Consider the following 17,012-nt stretch of genomic DNA (forward strand, 5'->3'; position numbering starts at 1 on the left):
ATCAAAATGAAATTAACCAAGATACATTATACTTTATTTCTAGTCATAAGTTTGACGGTGAACTTAGGCGTATTGGCCCAAGTACATGACCAATCCTGGAGAGCCATAATTTATCAGGAAGAAGGAGAATGGTTTGCTTCGGAAGAGGCCAAGGCAATAGCCGAAAATGTTCTGTTATACCAACGGGATATCGGTGGTTGGCCCAAAAACATCCAAATGCATTTGCCTTTGAATTCAAATGAAAAAAAGGAGTTGCAGGAGTTGAAAACTCAAGGTGAAGGCTGTACGACAGATAATGGCGCTACGGTTCAGGAAATGCGTTTTCTTTCTAAAATGTATCGCCAAGTTCCCGATGAAAGATATAAAGAGGCTTTTCTAAAAGGTGTGGATTATTTGTTGGCAGCCCAATATGATAACGGAGGCTGGCCTCAATTTTATCCGCTTAAAAAGGGGTATTATTCACATATCACATACAACGATGATTCCATGGCCAATATCATGAAGCTGCTTTTGGAATTAAAAAATAAGTCAGGATATTATTCCATAGAACCAGATGAAACAACTCTAATAAAAATAAATATCGCTTTTGAAAAAGGCGTTGACTGTATTTTAAAAACACAATATGTTCAAAATGGGGTTTTAACAGGATGGTGTGCCCAACATGATGAGACAACTTATTCGCCTGCTAAGGCAAGGGCTTATGAATTGCCTTCGTTAAGTGGGAAGGAATCGGCTAATATTGTGTTGCTGTTAATGGCTTTAGAACAGCCTTCCCCTGAAGTTGTGAAGGCTGTAGATGCGGCTGTGGTTTGGTTTAAAAAGGTGAAGATTGAAGGTTTGCGAGAAAAGCGGTTTTATGACGATTCTGGAGAATTAACTGAAAAAATAATGGTGCAAGATCCTAATGCCGAAGCTATTTGGGCGCGCTTTATGGAATTGGATGATAACAGGCCTTTTTTCTGTGATCGTGATGGAGTCAAAAAGTATTCAATGGCTGAAATCGGAGCCGAGCGAAGAAATGGTTATGCATGGTATACCAATGAGCCTAAAGAGGTGTTGAAACGTTATCCAAAATGGAAGGAGAAGTATGGGAAAGAAGCAGAAATCATTTATAAAAAACCAATGAATGAACGTTATATGGTGGTCGCTAAGGATGGTTCTGGGGAATATACCAGTATTCAAGAGGCTATTAATAATACAAAGTCCTTTCCGTATGATCGCATAACCATTTTTGTAAAAAATGGGGTGTATTATGAAAAGGTAAAGGTACATGAGTGGAATACTAACTTGTCATTGGTTGGAGAAAGTAAGGAGCATACAATTATTACCTACGATGATTATTTTGATAAAATTAATCTTGGAAGAAATTCTACCTTTTTTACCTATACCATGTTAGTGGAGGCTAACGATTTTGAAGCTCGGAATTTGACCATTCAAAATACGTCGGGTGATGTTGGGCAGGCTGTTGCTTTATCGGTGTTTTCAGATCGTGTTATGATACAAAACTGTAATATTTTAGGAAATCAGGATACTTTGTATGCCTCAGGGATTGGGAAGCAATATTATAAGGACTGTTATATTGATGGTACTACCGACTTTATTTTTGGAGGGGCTACGGCACTGTTCGAGAATTGTGTTATTCATAGTAAAAAGGATTCTTACATCACGGCGGCATCTACTCCTAAAGGCGCGAGTTTTGGTTATGTGTTTTTAAACTGTAAGTTGACTGCAGAAAAGGGTGTGACAGAGGTGTTTTTGGGACGGCCGTGGCGTATTTATGCGCAAACCGTGTTTTTGAATTGCGACATGGAAGGGCATATTTTTCCGGAAGGTTGGCATAATTGGTCAAAGCCAGAAGCAGAAAAAAATGCCATTTATGCTGAATATGAATGTGAGGGAGCGGGATTTCGTCCAGTACAAAGAGTGCCGTGGTCGCATCAGTTAAATAAGAAGGAGGCAAAAAGATATACGAAAAAGAACATCTTAGGTGAATATCCAAAAAGTAATGAACCAGAGTGGTATGAACTATTTTAAAATATTATTACTACTAATTGTGTTGGCAGGTTGTCAAAAACAAATAGAACAGGTTGAAGAACCTCAAGCAGCGATTACAATTTATGCTGTGGGTGACTCTACAATGGCGAATAAGAAAGATCCAGAGGAGAATCCAGAGCATGGATGGGTACAAGTGTTGCAGCCATTTTTTAACGATAAGGTTACCGTGGAAAATCATGCCGTAAACGGACGTAGTACCAGAAGTTTTATTGCGGAAGGACGTTGGGATTCCGTGGTTGCTAAATTAAAGCCAAAAGATGTGGTTATTATTCAGTTTGGACACAACGATCAAAAGGAAAACGATCCAAAAAGATATACCAATCCGCATACGGCATATCGTCATAATCTTATCAAAATGGTTCAGGAAACGCAGGAGAAAGGAGCAAGGCCAATTTTGTGTTCTTCTATTGTAAGAAGAAACTTTAACGAATATGGCACCTTGGTGGATACGCATGGTGTGTATCCTTTGGAGGTAAGATTGGTTTCCAAAGAATTGGAAATTCCTTTTGTCGATATGCAGTATTTAACAGAGCAAATGGAAGAGTTTTATGGAGTGGAAAATTCCAAGAAATTGCACCTTCATTTCACTTCTGGGGAACACCCTTTTTATCCAGAAGGAAAAACGGATGATACGCATTTATCGGCTTTAGGTGCGATTGAAGTGGCGAAACGCTTTGTACAAGCTTTGAGGAATTCTGAGAGTTTTCTTGTTCCCTATTTAAAATAGATGTTATGAAGGGGTTATTGTTCATTATCATGTTACTTGGGGTGAATTTAAATGCTCAGGTAGACATGGATTCGACTATTGCTGCTATAGAACGTAGGATAGCTTTGCCGCAGTTTTCAAATTACCGGGTAGATGTACAGGATTATGGGGCTAAAGGGAATGGAGTTGCTGATGACAAGAAGGCTTTTGATAAGGCAATGAAGGCATGTAAAAGGAAGGGAGGAGGGACTATTGTTGTTTCCAAGGGAGTATATGTATTAAATGGGCCTATTCATTTTGTGAGTCATGTTAATTTGCATCTGGAAGAAGGGGCTTTTTTGCGTTTTGGATCGAACCCTGAGGATTACCCTTTGGTTCTGACAAGCTGGGAAGGTACTATGGTTTATAATTATAGTCCAATGATTTATGGGGTTGGTTTGGAAAATATTGCAATAACTGGTAAAGGAACTATTGATGGTGAAGGAGGATCGGCTTGGGCGGATTGGAAGGTGAAGGAGGGAGAAGGGAAACAATTGACTCGGGATATGAACCACAATAAGACCCCTGTTGAAGAGCGTGTTTTTGGAGATGGCCATTTTTTACGCCCTCAGCTAATTCAGTTTGTGGATTCTAAGCAGATTTTGATTGAAGATGTTGTGATTGAAGATACTCCTTTTTGGTGCGTGCATTTACTTAAGTGCCAAAATGCTACTTTAAGAGGGCTTAGATATAACTCGCATAACAAGAATAATGATGGGATTGATTTGGAATATTCTCAAGATATTTTGATTGAAAATATTACTTTCGATAATGGAGACGATAACATTGCTATAAAAGCTGGAAGGGACCATGAAGGGAGAGCTAATAGTGCTATACCATCAAAGAATATTATTGTTCGTAATTGTAAATTTAAAGGACTTCATGCCGTTGTGATAGGAAGCGAAATGTCGGCTGGCGTGGAAAATGTAATTGTTTACGAATGCACGGCGGTTGGGTATTTGAAGCGTGGCATTTATTTTAAAACAAACTCAGATCGGGGAGGGTATATAAGGGATATTTATATTTCTAATTTAAAGTTTTTAGAAGTTGAAGATTGTATTTACATGACTTCAAATTATCATGGAGAAGGAGAAGGGGACTTTCCTGCTAAGATTTCAAATGTTCTTATTTCAAATATTGGCTGTGGGTCGGCTTCAAATGCTGGTATTGTGATTGAAGGGGATCCTTACAAAAAAGTGGAAAATGTTTCTTTAAGGGATATTTCCATTGGGTACGCAAAGAATGGTTTGACAATACTCAATGCACAAAATTCCATTTTGGAAAATGTTGTAATTGGTGAGCAGCAAGGAGTGCCTAGTTCTGTTAAATAGTAAAATTTTAAAAATGACTTTAAAAAAAAGAATGATTTTTGGCTTGGTAGTACTATCTGCTTTAAAAGGCTTATATGCTCAAGAAATAATACAATTGTATTCTGGATATATTCCTAATGCCATAGAAGATGAAAATTATCAAGAAGAAGCTGAGGTTAATGAAGGAAAATTGATAAGGTCTTTTAAGGTTTCAGAGCCAACGTTAACAGTTTTTAGGCCCCAAAAAAGCAATGGGACGGCAGTAATTATTTGTCCGGGTGGAGGGTATAGACATCTTGCTATGGATAAAGAAGGATTCAAACCAGCTAAATGGCTCAATGAACTTGGGATTACTGCTTTTGTTTTAAAATATAGGTTGCCAAATGATCGTATTATGAAAGATAAATCCTTGGGACCATTACAGGATGTACAGGAAGCTTTCCGATATGTGAGAAGTCATTTGGATGATTATAATATTGAGGGCGATAAAATTGGAGTCATGGGATTTTCTGCAGGGGGACATTTGGCAGCAACAGCATCAAACATACATGAGATTGTTCTTAATGATGAAGACAAAGTAAATTTAAAACCTGATTTTTCTATTTTGGTTTACCCCGTAATTTCGATGGAAGAAGGAGTTACACATCAAGGATCAAAAACTAGTTTGCTTGGAGAAAACCCTTCAAGAGAACATGTGGAAAAATTTTCAATTGAAAATCAAATTGATGCTCAAACTCCAAGGTTTTTTTTAGTTCATGCTTCAGATGATGGAGCTGTACCTGTTGAAAATAGTCTACGTTATTACGAAAAGGCTTTAGGTTATGGAGTAAATGCTGAGTTTCATGTTTATAATGAAGGTGGGCATGGTTTTGGTTTAAAAGGAAGGGGGAGTAGTGCAGGTTGGACTGAAGTTTTGAAAAATTGGCTTAATTACCAAGGGTTAATTCAGTAGTTAGACGATATTTTTAGAACGTAAAAATTCTTACCTTTTTTTGTCAAATAACCTTGAAAATAACGCTTAAAGGAATAAGTAAGAAAATTCTTTTATTAAATTATAAATGGGAATATCTTGGGGTTTATGAATCTATTGGAAGGTTAGTCTCTTTTTTTTAATGAAAGCCTTATTGATTATGACGAACATATATAAATTATAGTGTTTTAAAGAATTGGGATGTATTATGAAATTATGATTATCCATAAGTTTTTGTTAAAATCATTAATTTCTGCACTTATTTTTTGAAATGCACTTCATCGGATTTTTTTGCGTTTTATGGAATGTTTTTTTTGTTTTTGTTTTGTAAGGTCACTTTTTTTTATAATTTTACCAAAGAAATTGGTTTAGGTTGTACAATTGCAATGGTATAATTAGGCTAGTTTTTGTTGATCATTTGTTTTAAAAATTGATAATAGTTTTGGTAAAATGATTGTTAAATTAGCGAGTTAAAACCTCACTTTTGCATTACGTACTTTAATGAAAATACAAAACAAAAAAATAGTGGCCTTAATTTTATTTGTATTGGTGAGTTTTATGTGTTCTGCACAGGGAGATGCTACTCCTGTTCCTCCTCAGCCTGCGCCACAAGGAACTATTCCTCCAGGGCTACCGATTGATGGTTTAATTTCAGTTTGTTTTATTGTTGCAAGTGTTTATGGGGTTAGAGTAAAACGCAAACAGAAAAAATAGAATTGTTCTATTAAAACAACTTGTGTAATTGGCTAATATATTTTCCCACAACGTCAAATTCTAGATTTACAATACTTCCTCTATCAAACTGATTGAAGTTAGTATGTTCAAAGGTATAAGGAATAATAGCAACGCTAAATTCCCCCTTTTTAGAATTTACCACCGTCAAGCTTACTCCATTCACGGTAATTGATCCTTTTTCAATTGTTATATTATGTAGAGATGGGTCATAGTTAAAGGTGAATACCCAACTTCCATTTTCATTGATGATTGATGTACAAGTAGCCGTTTGGTCTACGTGTCCTTGAACAATATGACCATCCAAACGGTCTCCCAATTTCATGGCTCGTTCCAAATTTACTTGGTCACCTAATTTTAAATTGCCTAAATTTGTTTTGTTGAGGGTTTCTTTAATGGCCGTAACGGTATATTCTTCGTTTGAAATATTTACTACAGTTAAGCAAACTCCGTTGTGTGCAACGCTTTGGTCTATTTTGAGTTCGGGGGTAATCTTACTTTTTATGGTAATATGAAGGTTGTCTTGTTCTGTATGCAGATTTGTAATTTCTCCTAAGTCTTCAATAATTCCAGTAAACATAATGTCGAATAAATGGTTAAATTTGCAGGTATAAAAGTACGTACAATTATGGTATTTGCTTAAATGAACTGTCATTTTTTGGATTTTGGCTTTCGTTTGGAAGTCATGGGCACGTGACAGTATGAAAATTGAATCATATTTAATGAAAAAAGATAATACGATAAAAGTTGGAATTTCAGTAGGGGACTTAAATGGGATTGGACCAGAAATTATTTTAAAAACCTTCGAAGACCCTAGAATGCTTGAGTTCTGTACTCCGGTAATATTCGCATCCATAAAGGCGATGTCTTTCTATAAAAAGCATATTGGTAGTAGTGCAAATTTGCATGGCATCCATGATATAGGTCAAATAGTAGATGGAAAGATTAATGTATTGAATGTATGGAAAGAAAATGTTACCATAGATTTTGGGAAGGAAGATGTTAAGATAGGTGAATATGCTATAAAATCTTTGGAAGCTGCTACTCACGCTCTTAAAAAAGGAGCAGTGGATGTATTGGTCACCGCTCCGATTAATAAGTATAATATTCAATCTGAAAGTTTTAAGTTTCCCGGGCATACGGATTATTTGGCAAAGGAATTGGGGGGGAAGAGTTTAATGTTTATGGTAACCGAAGATCTTAAGGTAGGATTGCTTACAGATCACGTCCCTGTTAAGGATGTTCCAAAAAGGATTACGCCACAGTTAATACAAGACAAAATAAATACGGTTTACATGTCTCTGGTGAAGGATTTTAATATTAATAGACCTCGTATTGCCGTGTTGGGCATTAATCCACATGCAGGTGATAATGGTGTAATTGGTGAGGAAGATGATAAGGTATTAGGGCCAACGTTGAAGAAAATAAGAGAGTCTGGTAAGTTGGTGTATGGTCCTTATTCGGCAGATAGTTTCTTTGGTTCGAATAATTACAAAAATTTTGATGCTGTAATGGCCTCATATCATGATCAGGGGTTAATTCCTTTTAAAACTATCTCATTTGGACAAGGGGTGAATTTTACTGCCGGCTTGGATAAAATTAGAACATCACCAGACCATGGAACAGCTTATGAAATTGCGGGAAAGAATCAAGCAGACGAGAGTTCTTTTAAAGAAGCTGTATTTATGGCTCTTAAGATTTATAAAAATAGAAGTGAGTATGAGATACTTTCAAAAAATCCATTAAAAAAGGCGCCAAAAAAGATATAAACATTTTTTGTTTATAACAAGTAGTAATAAATAAAAAATTTATATATTTGCAGGCTCAAAATGACAGTGACTATGAAGCCCTTAAAAGAATATACCATACAATTTGTAGGTTTAAAGGTTGGAAAGCATCATTTTGATTATCAAATTGATAATAAGTTCTTTGAGCATTTTGAGTACGAAGAGTTCAACGATGTGAATATTGATACCCATTTGGATTTTGAAAAGAAATCCACTTTAATGGAGTTGCATTTTTCTGTTGAAGGTACTGTGAATGTGAATTGCGATGTAACTAATGAACCGTTTGACCAAGACATTAAAGGTCATTTTGATTTGGTTGTGAAGTTTGGAGAGGACTACAATGATGAATATGAAGACATATTGATTTTGCCTCACGGAGAGTATGAATTGAATGTTGCGCAATACATTTACGAATTAATAATATTGTCGGTGCCTGCCAAGCGTGTGCACCCAGGTGTTATGGACGGTTCATTGCAATCAGACGTACTTAAAAAGTTGGAAGAGTTGAGCCCAAAAGGCGAAAAAGAAACTAAAACATCGGAGGAGATAGACCCTCGTTGGAATACATTAAAAAAACTATTAACGGATAAATAACATATAAAATGGCACATCCTAAAAGAAAGATTTCTAAAACAAGAAGAGATAAGAGAAGAACACATTATAAAGCATCTGTACCTCAGATAGCTACGTGTCCTACTACAGGAGAAGCTCACTTATACCACAGAGCTCATTGGCACGAAGGAAAGTTATACTATAGAGGTCAAGTGCTTATTGACAACTCTGAGAAAGAAGAGAATTTAGCATAAGTATTATGCATGCATATAATAAAACGCTCAGCAATGAGCGTTTTTTTTATGATTAATTTTTTAAAGTCTCAAAAACAAGTTAATTTGCGCCGTAGTTGACTAAAAAAGTAGTAATTTCGTCAAAATTTACTTGTTTTTGGCCTATTTTGCCAAAATTTTGGATAACTAATAAATAAGTAATGAGTAAAATCACAGCGGCAATTACAGCTGTAGGCGCCTATCTTCCCGATTTTGTATTATCAAATAAAGTTCTAGAAACTATGGTTGATACAAATGATGAATGGATTACTACTAGAACGGGAATCAAAGAAAGGCGAATACTTAAAAAAGAAGGGGCAGGAACATCTTACCTTGCCATCAAAGCAGCAGAAAATTTAATGGAGCGCAAGCAGGTGGATCCCAAAGAAATTGATTTGGTGATCGTAGCCACGGCTACACCAGATTTAATGGTGGCATCTACGGCAGTTTATGTGGCTTCAGAAATTGGTGCAACCAATGCATTTGCTTACGACTTGCAAGCGGCATGTTCAAGTTTCCTTTATGGTATGTCTACTGCAGCAGCCTATATCGAGTCTGGTCGTTATAAAAAAGTATTGTTGATTGGAGCCGACAAAATGTCTTCCATTATTGATTATACGGACCGGACGACCTGTATCATCTTTGGAGACGGTGCCGGTGCAGCGCTATTTGAACCAAATACCGAAGGGCTTGGGCTTCAAGATGAATATTTGAGAAGTGATGGGGCTGGAAGAGAGTTTCTTAAAATTGAAGCGGGGGGGTCTATCTTACCTGCCAATGAAGATACTGTAAAAAATGGCCAGCATTTTGTTCATCAAGACGGGCGTACGGTATTTAAGTTTGCTGTATCCAATATGGCTGATGTTGCCGAAAAAATCATGAAGCGTAATAACCTTAACCATGAGGATGTGTCTTGGTTGGTGCCACACCAAGCAAACTTGCGTATTATTGATGCAACTGCCAATAGAATGAGCCTTCCTGAGGAAAAGGTTCTTAAAAATATCCATCGTTATGGAAATACAACTTCGGCCACTTTGCCGTTGTTATTAAGTGATTTCGAGTCACAATTCAAAAAAGGAGATAATTTAATTTTTGCTGCCTTTGGAGGCGGATTTACTTGGGGATCGGTCTATTTAAAATGGGCCTACAATTCCTAATTCTTAAACTAAACTAATAATATAATTAAACTATTATGGATATAAAGGAAATTCAAAACTTAATCAAATTTGTAGCCAAATCTGGTGCAAGTGAGGTTAAATTGGAAATGGACGATATCAAGATCACCATTAAGACAGGAAGTGAAGATAAGGGTGAATCTACTACCATCTTACAACAAATCCCAGTTAACAATCCTATAGCACAAGCGCCTCCAGTAGCAGAGGTGCAAGCTACTGTACCTGCAGCGGCTCCCGCAGCAGCTCCAGCGGATGACAATTCAAAATATGTAACTATAAAGTCTCCTATCATCGGTACGTTCTACCGCAAACCTGCTCCAGACAAACCTGTATTTGTTGAGGTAGGTAGCACGATTAAAGAAGGAGATGTGCTTTGTGTAATCGAAGCCATGAAATTATTCAACGAGATAGAATCTGAAATTTCAGGTAAAATCGTAAAAATATTGGTGGACGATGCCTCTCCAGTAGAGTTTGATCAACCATTATTTTTAGTGGACCCATCTTAATGTAAAATCCCAATTTTCAATTCCAAAACCTGGAGAGGTGCTTCGGGATTTGTTTTTTGAATATTGAAAATTTGAAGAATTTATGTTTAAAAAAATATTAGTTGCCAATCGAGGAGAAATTGCACTACGTGTAATTAGAACTTGTAAGGAAATGGGCATTAAAACGGTAGCCGTATATTCTACGGCAGATGCCGATAGTTTGCACGTTAAATTTGCCGATGAAGCGGTTTGTATTGGTCCTGCCCCTAGTTCAGAATCTTACTTAAAAATGTCAAATATTATTGCAGCTGCAGAAATTACCAATGCAGATGCAATTCACCCAGGTTATGGATTCTTGTCTGAAAATGCCAAGTTTTCAAAGATCTGTGAAGAACACGATATCAAGTTTATTGGTGCGTCTCCTGAAATGATTTCGAAAATGGGAGACAAGGCCACTGCAAAAGCAACCATGAAGGAAGCTGGCGTGCCGTGTGTACCTGGTAGTGATGGAATTATTGCCAGTTACGAGGAGTGCGAAAAGTTGGCCGAGGAAGTTGGTTATCCTGTAATGCTGAAGGCTACTGCCGGAGGTGGTGGTAAAGGAATGCGTGCTGTTTGGAAGGCCGAAGACCTTAAAAACGCATGGGATTCCGCCAGACAGGAATCTAAAGCAGCCTTTGGAAACGATGATATGTACATGGAAAAACTTATTGAAGAGCCAAGACATATCGAGATCCAAATTGTTGGAGATTCTAGAGGGAAAGCATGTCACTTGTCAGAGCGTGACTGTTCTATCCAACGTCGTCACCAAAAATTGACAGAGGAAGTGCCATCACCATTCATGACCGATGAGTTGCGTACCAAAATGGGGGACGCAGCGGTAAAGGCGGCAGAGTACATTAAATACGAAGGTGCGGGAACCATTGAATTCTTGGTGGATAAGCACCGTAACTTCTACTTCATGGAAATGAATACGCGTATCCAAGTAGAGCACCCAATTACAGAGCAGGTAATTGATTTCGACTTGATCCGTGAGCAAATTTTGGTGGCTGCTGGTGTGCCAATTTCTGGTAAAAACTACGAGCCAAACTTACATTCCATTGAATGTAGAATCAATGCTGAAGACCCGTTTAATGATTTCAGACCGTCACCAGGTAGAATTACTACATTGCATGCCCCAGGAGGCCATGGTGTACGTTTGGATACCCACGTTTATGCAGGGTATACCATTCCTCCAAACTATGACTCTATGATTGCAAAGTTGATAACAACAGCTCAAACAAGAGAAGAAGCTATCAATAAAATGAAGCGTGCTTTGGATGAGTTCGTGATTGAAGGAATTAAAACAACCATTCCTTTCCACAGACAGTTGATGGACCACCCAGATTATCTTGCCGGAAACTATACCACCAAGTTTATGGAAGGTTTCAAAATGCAAGATCTTAAGGAAGAAGAATAACATATTCCTATAAAATAATAAAGACTCCGAATTGTAAAGTTCGGAGTTTTTTTATGGTGTTCTTTTGCCCAAAAGTATTTGGCCAAAAGTCAGGCTGTCCGTTGTATCTTTTTGTGAAAAACAAAAAGGATGTCACTTCCATCCTTAACACGAAAACAGTAACTTCGTAATATGAATTGGTCTTTTTGGGAAATACAATCTTGGTTCTCCAATGTCGATTTTACCATTGTTGGCAGTGGTATTGTTGGGTTGAACTGCGCTTTGTATTTAAAGCAAAAATATCCAAAGGCCAAAATCCTTGTTTTGGAAAAGGGCATCTTGCCTCAGGGAGCCAGTACCAAAAATGCCGGTTTTGCCTGTTTTGGGAGTCTTAGTGAGATTTTGGAGGATTTACAGTCCCATGATGAGGAAACTGTATTTCAATTGGTGCAAAAGCGTGTGAAGGGCTTAAAACTATTACGTCAAAATTTAAGTGATAGTGTTATTGATTTTAAACAACACGGAGGTTACGAACTGTTTACTCATGCACAGAGTGCTTTATTTGATGCTTGTTTGGAGCAAATGGAATCTGTTAACAAGTTGCTACGCCCTTTGTTTGAGGAAGACGTATTTGTCCTGAAGGAAAATACATTTGGCTTTCAAAATGTGCAAAACAAATTTCTATACACGCCTTATGAAGGTCAGATTGATACTGGAAAAATGATGGAGGCTTTACTTTGTAAAGTTCAGTCATTGGGGGTGAAAATCTTAAATAACGTCGTTGTTGAAGGCTATTCGGAAACCAATACAGGTGTAGTTATAAAAACGAAGGATTTTGAAGTTTCAACTTCCAAATTATTTGTGGCCACCAACGGATTTGCGTCCCATCTTTTAAACGAAACCGTCTTGCCGGCAAGAGCTCAAGTGCTGGTAACCAACCCTATCAAAAACTTACCGTTTAAAGGCACCTTTCATTTGGATAGAGGGTATTATTATTTCAGAAATGTTGGGGGTAGAATACTCTTTGGAGGTGGTCGAAACTTAGATTTTAAAACAGAGGAAACCACACAATTTGGACTTACGGAATTGGTTCAAAATCAATTGGAAGATTTGCTTAAAAATACAATATTACCAAAGATACCATTTAAAATTGAAAACCGATGGAGTGGTATTATGGGGGTTGGCTCCCAAAAGAATTCAATAGTAAAGCAAGTGTCCAACAATGTGTTTTGTGGTGTAAGATTGGGGGGAATGGGTGTAGCCATTGGGAGTTTAGTCGGGATGGAATTAGCTGAATTGTTAGAATGATATCATGAAAAGACTTTTACGATTTCTTATAAAACTTATTTTTCTGTGGATTATTCTTTCTGCAGGTTTTGTCATTATCTATCGTTGGGTGCCAGTTCCAATCACACCGCTGATGGTAATTCGGTATTATGAACAACCAAAGGAGAAAGAGAGACAAATGTGGAAACACGATTGGGAACCTTTGGAAGCGATTTCCAAAAATCTACAATTGGCAGTAATTTGTAGTGAGGACCAGACCTTTGTAAAGCACCATGGTTTTGACGTAAAAGCCATTGAAAAGGCCTATGAAAATAACAAAAAAGGTAAGCGGATTATAGGAGGAAGTACCATCAGCCAACAAACGGCTAAAAATGTGTTTTTATGGCCAGGACGTAGTTGGTTGCGCAAAGGATTGGAAGCGTATTTCACATTTTTAATTGAATTGGTTTGGCCAAAGGAACGTATCATTGAGGTGTACCTTAACAGCATTGAAATGGGAGATGGTATTTATGGAGCAGAAGCCGCTTCTAGCTATTGGTTTAAAAAGCCTGCCAGTAAATTAACCCAATATGAGGCAGCCGCTATTGCGGCAATTTTACCCAATCCAAGACATTACAAAGCTCAACCTGCCACAACATACATTCAGGGGAGAAAGGAGTGGATTGTTAAACAAATGGGCTTTTATGGACCTTTAGATTATTCTGTTCCCAATGAAGAATAAAGAATTAATAAAACCTAAGTTGCTGCATCAATGTATGGAATTGATAGACGCTCGGTTGAAGGTCAGCCAACAAAGTATTCTGGATATTCAAGAATCACTAAATTCCGAAACCAAAAGCAGTGCGGGAGATAAGCATGAAACAGGCCGTGCTATGTTGCAATTGGAACGGGAAAAGGCAGGTCAACAATTAGCAGAACTGGAACGTACTAAAGCTGTTCTATCCAAAATAAATCCTAACAGTAGCCCTAAAATAATTGGTTTGGGGAGTGTGGTATTTACCGATAAAGGTAATTATTTTATAGCTGTAAGTTTGGGAGAACTGAATATTGAAAACACGTCTATTTATGCTATTTCTGCAGCCACTCCAATTGGGCAATTGCTAATGGGGAAACAGGTTGGGAAGGAGATTGCTTTTAGAGGAAACAAAATGATAATTCTAGAAACTATTTAGAGTATTCCAAAAAAGTTGGGGTTCCCGGTTTTATATTTTCAAAATGGTTAAAAAAAACAGTATCGCCATTTAAATCTGCTTCAATCAAATAATAATTCCCTTTAAAATAGGCTTGTTTGACGGTTGCTTTTAGGTTGGAATTTGGAACTACTTTTATCTGGTGTGCGTAAACAATATCGCCATTAAGAATATTGAATTCTCCAAAAAAGGACGCTATTAATGGTGTTTGTGGGTTGTTGAACAAATTTTCCGGGGAATCATTGCCCACAATTTGATGCTTGTCCAAAACAATCATTCTATCTGAAAATCCTAAAACATCTTCACTATCATGGGTGGCAACAATACAGGTAATTTTATGTCGCTTTAAATATTGAAATACATTTCGGCGTAGGGATTGTTTTTTAAAATTGTCGATGTGGCTAAAGGGCTCATCCAATAACATGATTTCGGGCTGTTTCGCCAAAGCTCTAGCTAAGGCCACACGCTGTTTTTGGCCGCCGCTTAAGGTCTTTACTTTGGTTTTGGCAAAGTTGGTCAATTCTACGACCTCCAAGAGTTCTGCGATTCTTTCTTGTTTCTCTTCAGGATAAAAGTTGGATAAGAATTTTCCAATGTTTTCCTCTACCGATGTGAAAGGCATCAAATCAAATTCTTGGGCGACATATTTCATGAAATCGTAGCCAATGACCAAATTGAATTTTGGTCCCAATATTTGGGTGTTTTTCCAAAAAATTTCTCCTTGGTCCAAGTCGTGCTCACCATAGAGTAGCTTTAGAAGGGTGCTTTTTCCAGAGCCACTCTCGCCAATTATGGAAAGGTGTTCACCGATGCCTACTTGAAAGTTGACATCTTTTAATACCGAATTGTCCTTATATCGAAATGATAAATCTTTTACATGAAGCATGCTGCAAAAATAACATAAAAAAACGCTCATATTAGTGAGCGTTCTTTCAATGTTATGAATTCTAATGTTTGATAAACTTTTGAGTTTTTATGGATCTATTATTTACAAGTCGAAGGATATAGTTCCCATTAGCTAAATTGGATACATCAATAGTATTGGAGGTTAGCTTCGCATTTAAGACTCGTTTTCCTTGAAGGTCAAAGACCGTGTATACGGTATTATCTAATTGTGACATAGAACTAAGATGTAATAGGTCTTTTGTTGGATTTGGATAAATGATTAAATTATCAACGATAGAATCTTCTAGACTAAGGGTTTGACTTTCTTGAATTACTAGGGAACCGTTTATTGAAGGGTTAAGGATTTCATCAATAGCACCAGAGGGCCAGTAAACTCTAACATAATTTATGGTAGTATCAGTACCAAGACCAAAATGCGTATTCAGGGTGTGCATATATTTAAAACCTTCTCCACTTCTTACATCTCTTATTTGAATACCGGAGGGTGTGCTTATTTCTACTCTAGCTCCAATGCCGTTTCGATTACTTCCCTCTTCGCTTTCATGGATATTTCCTATGGTTACGATTTTAATCCAATTATTGTTATTAGTATTATTAAAATAAACTTTATTAAGATAAAAGAAGTCTAAAAATCCATCGTTATTTAGGTCTCCGATTGCCCCTGCCCCAGGAACATTTAAGTCATGAACAAGTCTAAAGGTCATGTCTCCATTTCCAAATAATATATCACCATTGGTATAAATATCCAGATTTCCATCATTGTCAAAATCTCCTGGGATATTCTCACGTCCAAAATTGGCATGAGTATCTGCAATATTCACAGACACATCTGTAAAGGTGCCGTCTCCATTATTCATCATAAGTTTATGGTTGTTAACGGATAATAGGTCGTTATTATTTTCATAAGACCCTACATAAACATCCATATCGCCATCATTATCAAAGTCTCCCCAGGCTGATGACCATGTTTGGACAACATCGGCTAGTCCTGAAGCCTCACCAACTTCTGTATAGGTGCCATCTCCATTGTTTTGGTATAATTGATTGGTACGTCGGGCATCAGATCCACCGCATTTGGCCATAAACATGTCCATATCGTAATCATTATCATAATCTATCCAAACAGACCCGTAGTTACCACCAGTAGCATAATCCCCAAGACCATTGGTGTTTTCATAAATTAAATTATTATTTCCATCATTAATATAGGAAACGCTTGGTGCCAAATCATGACACATAAAGGCATCTAAGTGTCCATCGTTATTAATATCTACAAAATTACCTCTTTGAGAAAAAACATATTCAGTTCCTGAAACTTGGTTAAATGATGTCCCATCATCATTGGCCTGCATAAAGGTTACTCCATTAGATGAACCATACATAAGATCATTAAATCCATTTGCATCAAAATCACCAGCAGTCAAACTCCATGAAGGGGGATAGTTAGGTTCTTCCGTTGAAATGGAGACATTATTAAAACCTCCCTCAGGGAGTTGATAATTTATATTTATTAAATAATTGTCAGGTTGGTTGTTTATGGAAACAGTGTCATCTAGAAAATCACCATTCATATCTACCACAGCATAATCTGTTCCCGTAGCAGTTTCGAATTGGTCACTAAAATTTATGGTACATTCTGTTAAGGTAAATTCAAATGGACTGTCATCCCATTTGTTGTCCCAGACAATGTAATATGTGCTGCCACTTTGCGCATCAAAGGTTACTACGGATAAATCACTTTCATTAATTGACATTCCATGATCATCGTTTCCTGACACACAGGTTAAAGAGTTACAGTCCCCTGAGAAAATATGAAGTCTTGTGTTTAGATCAATATTAGAATTTAATTTGGAGCTTATGGATACGGTATAATTTTCTTCCGGAACGTATTTGATCCATTCAGCAGCAGTCGCATCCTCCGCTCCAGAAATACAATAATTTAAAGGAACTTCCCCATTTATGGTTCCAACGGTATAGGTGCCTTCAACTGCGGAAGGTTGTATAGAGGCGTCTTCACAAGAATCGTAACTCTGTGCATGTAATACAAACGAGGTTATTAATGCAGAACATATAAGTAGTTTATTTTTCATAATTAAATGGATTAACTA

At 37.1% G+C, this 17,012-nt stretch carries 17 protein-coding genes; 14 read left to right on the forward strand and 3 right to left on the reverse strand.

Translation table 11 applies throughout. From position 1 onward, the window contains the following. The first annotated feature begins 6 nt into the window (after nucleotides 1-6). From pelA to RBH95_RS01640, 5 genes are all read left to right on the forward strand, one after another. Entirely contained in the window at nucleotides 7-2,034 is a 2,028-nt protein-coding gene (pelA, locus tag RBH95_RS01620; RefSeq protein ID WP_307900997.1) for a pectate lyase, read from the forward strand. Next, a complete protein-coding gene (locus tag RBH95_RS01625; protein WP_307900998.1) occupies nucleotides 2,021-2,782 on the forward strand; it encodes a rhamnogalacturonan acetylesterase in 762 nt (253 codons plus the stop codon). The genes pelA and RBH95_RS01625 overlap by 14 nt, the downstream gene beginning before the upstream one ends. A gap of 5 nt (nucleotides 2,783-2,787) precedes the next feature. Further along, nucleotides 2,788-4,131 carry a glycoside hydrolase family 28 protein gene (locus RBH95_RS01630; protein WP_307900999.1) on the forward strand — a complete coding sequence of 448 codons (1,344 nt, stop codon included), beginning with the start codon at nucleotides 2,788-2,790 and terminating at the stop codon, nucleotides 4,129-4,131. 13 nt (nucleotides 4,132-4,144) lie between these two features. Next, nucleotides 4,145-5,062 carry an alpha/beta hydrolase gene (locus RBH95_RS01635; RefSeq protein WP_307901000.1) on the forward strand — a complete coding sequence of 306 codons (918 nt, stop codon included), beginning with the start codon at nucleotides 4,145-4,147 and terminating at the stop codon, nucleotides 5,060-5,062. A gap of 543 nt (nucleotides 5,063-5,605) precedes the next feature. After that, nucleotides 5,606-5,794, forward strand: coding sequence for a hypothetical protein (locus RBH95_RS01640; RefSeq protein ID WP_307901001.1), 189 nt, complete (start codon nucleotides 5,606-5,608; stop codon nucleotides 5,792-5,794). A 10-nt stretch (nucleotides 5,795-5,804) separates the two neighbouring features. Here RBH95_RS01640 and RBH95_RS01645 read toward each other — a convergent pair whose 3' ends face one another. Then, nucleotides 5,805-6,392: a riboflavin synthase gene (locus tag RBH95_RS01645; protein ID WP_307902272.1), complete on the reverse strand. Its 588-nt coding sequence runs from the start codon at nucleotides 6,390-6,392 to the stop codon at nucleotides 5,805-5,807. Nucleotides 6,393-6,534: 142 nt separating this feature from the next. Between RBH95_RS01645 and pdxA the strand changes: the two genes are divergently transcribed. The 9 genes from pdxA (at nucleotide 6,535) to RBH95_RS01690 (ending at nucleotide 13,980) form a co-directional block, all read left to right on the forward strand. Beyond that, nucleotides 6,535-7,581, forward strand: coding sequence for a 4-hydroxythreonine-4-phosphate dehydrogenase PdxA (gene pdxA / locus RBH95_RS01650; RefSeq protein ID WP_307901002.1), 1,047 nt, complete (start codon nucleotides 6,535-6,537; stop codon nucleotides 7,579-7,581). A gap of 72 nt (nucleotides 7,582-7,653) precedes the next feature. After that, entirely contained in the window at nucleotides 7,654-8,193 is a 540-nt protein-coding gene (locus RBH95_RS01655; protein WP_307901003.1) for a DUF177 domain-containing protein, read from the forward strand. Nucleotides 8,194-8,201: 8 nt separating this feature from the next. Further along, nucleotides 8,202-8,405 (forward strand): 50S ribosomal protein L32, encoded by a 204-nt coding sequence (rpmF, locus tag RBH95_RS01660; protein ID WP_076662774.1) that lies wholly within the window; start codon nucleotides 8,202-8,204, stop codon nucleotides 8,403-8,405. Nucleotides 8,406-8,584: 179 nt separating this feature from the next. Continuing rightward, nucleotides 8,585-9,580 carry a beta-ketoacyl-ACP synthase III gene (locus tag RBH95_RS01665; RefSeq protein WP_307901004.1) on the forward strand — a complete coding sequence of 332 codons (996 nt, stop codon included), beginning with the start codon at nucleotides 8,585-8,587 and terminating at the stop codon, nucleotides 9,578-9,580. A gap of 35 nt (nucleotides 9,581-9,615) precedes the next feature. After that, entirely contained in the window at nucleotides 9,616-10,104 is a 489-nt protein-coding gene (gene accB, locus RBH95_RS01670) for an acetyl-CoA carboxylase biotin carboxyl carrier protein (protein WP_307901005.1), read from the forward strand. An 82-nt stretch (nucleotides 10,105-10,186) separates the two neighbouring features. Further along, nucleotides 10,187-11,542, forward strand: coding sequence for an acetyl-CoA carboxylase biotin carboxylase subunit (accC, locus tag RBH95_RS01675; RefSeq protein ID WP_307901006.1), 1,356 nt, complete (start codon nucleotides 10,187-10,189; stop codon nucleotides 11,540-11,542). Between the two features lie 171 nt (nucleotides 11,543-11,713). Further along, entirely contained in the window at nucleotides 11,714-12,829 is a 1,116-nt protein-coding gene (locus RBH95_RS01680) for an FAD-binding oxidoreductase (protein WP_307901007.1), read from the forward strand. Nucleotides 12,830-12,833: 4 nt separating this feature from the next. Then, nucleotides 12,834-13,529 (forward strand): monofunctional biosynthetic peptidoglycan transglycosylase, encoded by a 696-nt coding sequence (mtgA, locus tag RBH95_RS01685; RefSeq protein ID WP_307901008.1) that lies wholly within the window; start codon nucleotides 12,834-12,836, stop codon nucleotides 13,527-13,529. Continuing rightward, nucleotides 13,519-13,980, forward strand: coding sequence for a hypothetical protein (locus tag RBH95_RS01690; protein WP_307901009.1), 462 nt, complete (start codon nucleotides 13,519-13,521; stop codon nucleotides 13,978-13,980). Before mtgA ends, RBH95_RS01690 begins: the two co-directional genes overlap by 11 nt. Here the strand turns inward: RBH95_RS01690 and RBH95_RS01695 are convergent. After that, on the reverse strand, nucleotides 13,973-14,884 hold the full coding sequence (locus tag RBH95_RS01695) for an ABC transporter ATP-binding protein (protein ID WP_307901010.1): 912 nt from the start codon (nucleotides 14,882-14,884) through the stop codon (nucleotides 13,973-13,975). The genes RBH95_RS01690 and RBH95_RS01695 overlap by 8 nt on opposite strands. Nucleotides 14,885-14,945: 61 nt before the next feature. Next, a complete protein-coding gene (locus RBH95_RS01700) occupies nucleotides 14,946-16,994 on the reverse strand; it encodes an FG-GAP-like repeat-containing protein (protein WP_307901011.1) in 2,049 nt (682 codons plus the stop codon). Between the last annotated feature and the right edge of the window lie 18 nt (nucleotides 16,995-17,012).

Origin of the sequence: Mangrovimonas sp. YM274, assembly GCF_030908385.1 — a bacterium.
Taxonomy (GTDB): Bacteria; Bacteroidota; Bacteroidia; order Flavobacteriales; family Flavobacteriaceae; genus Mangrovimonas_A.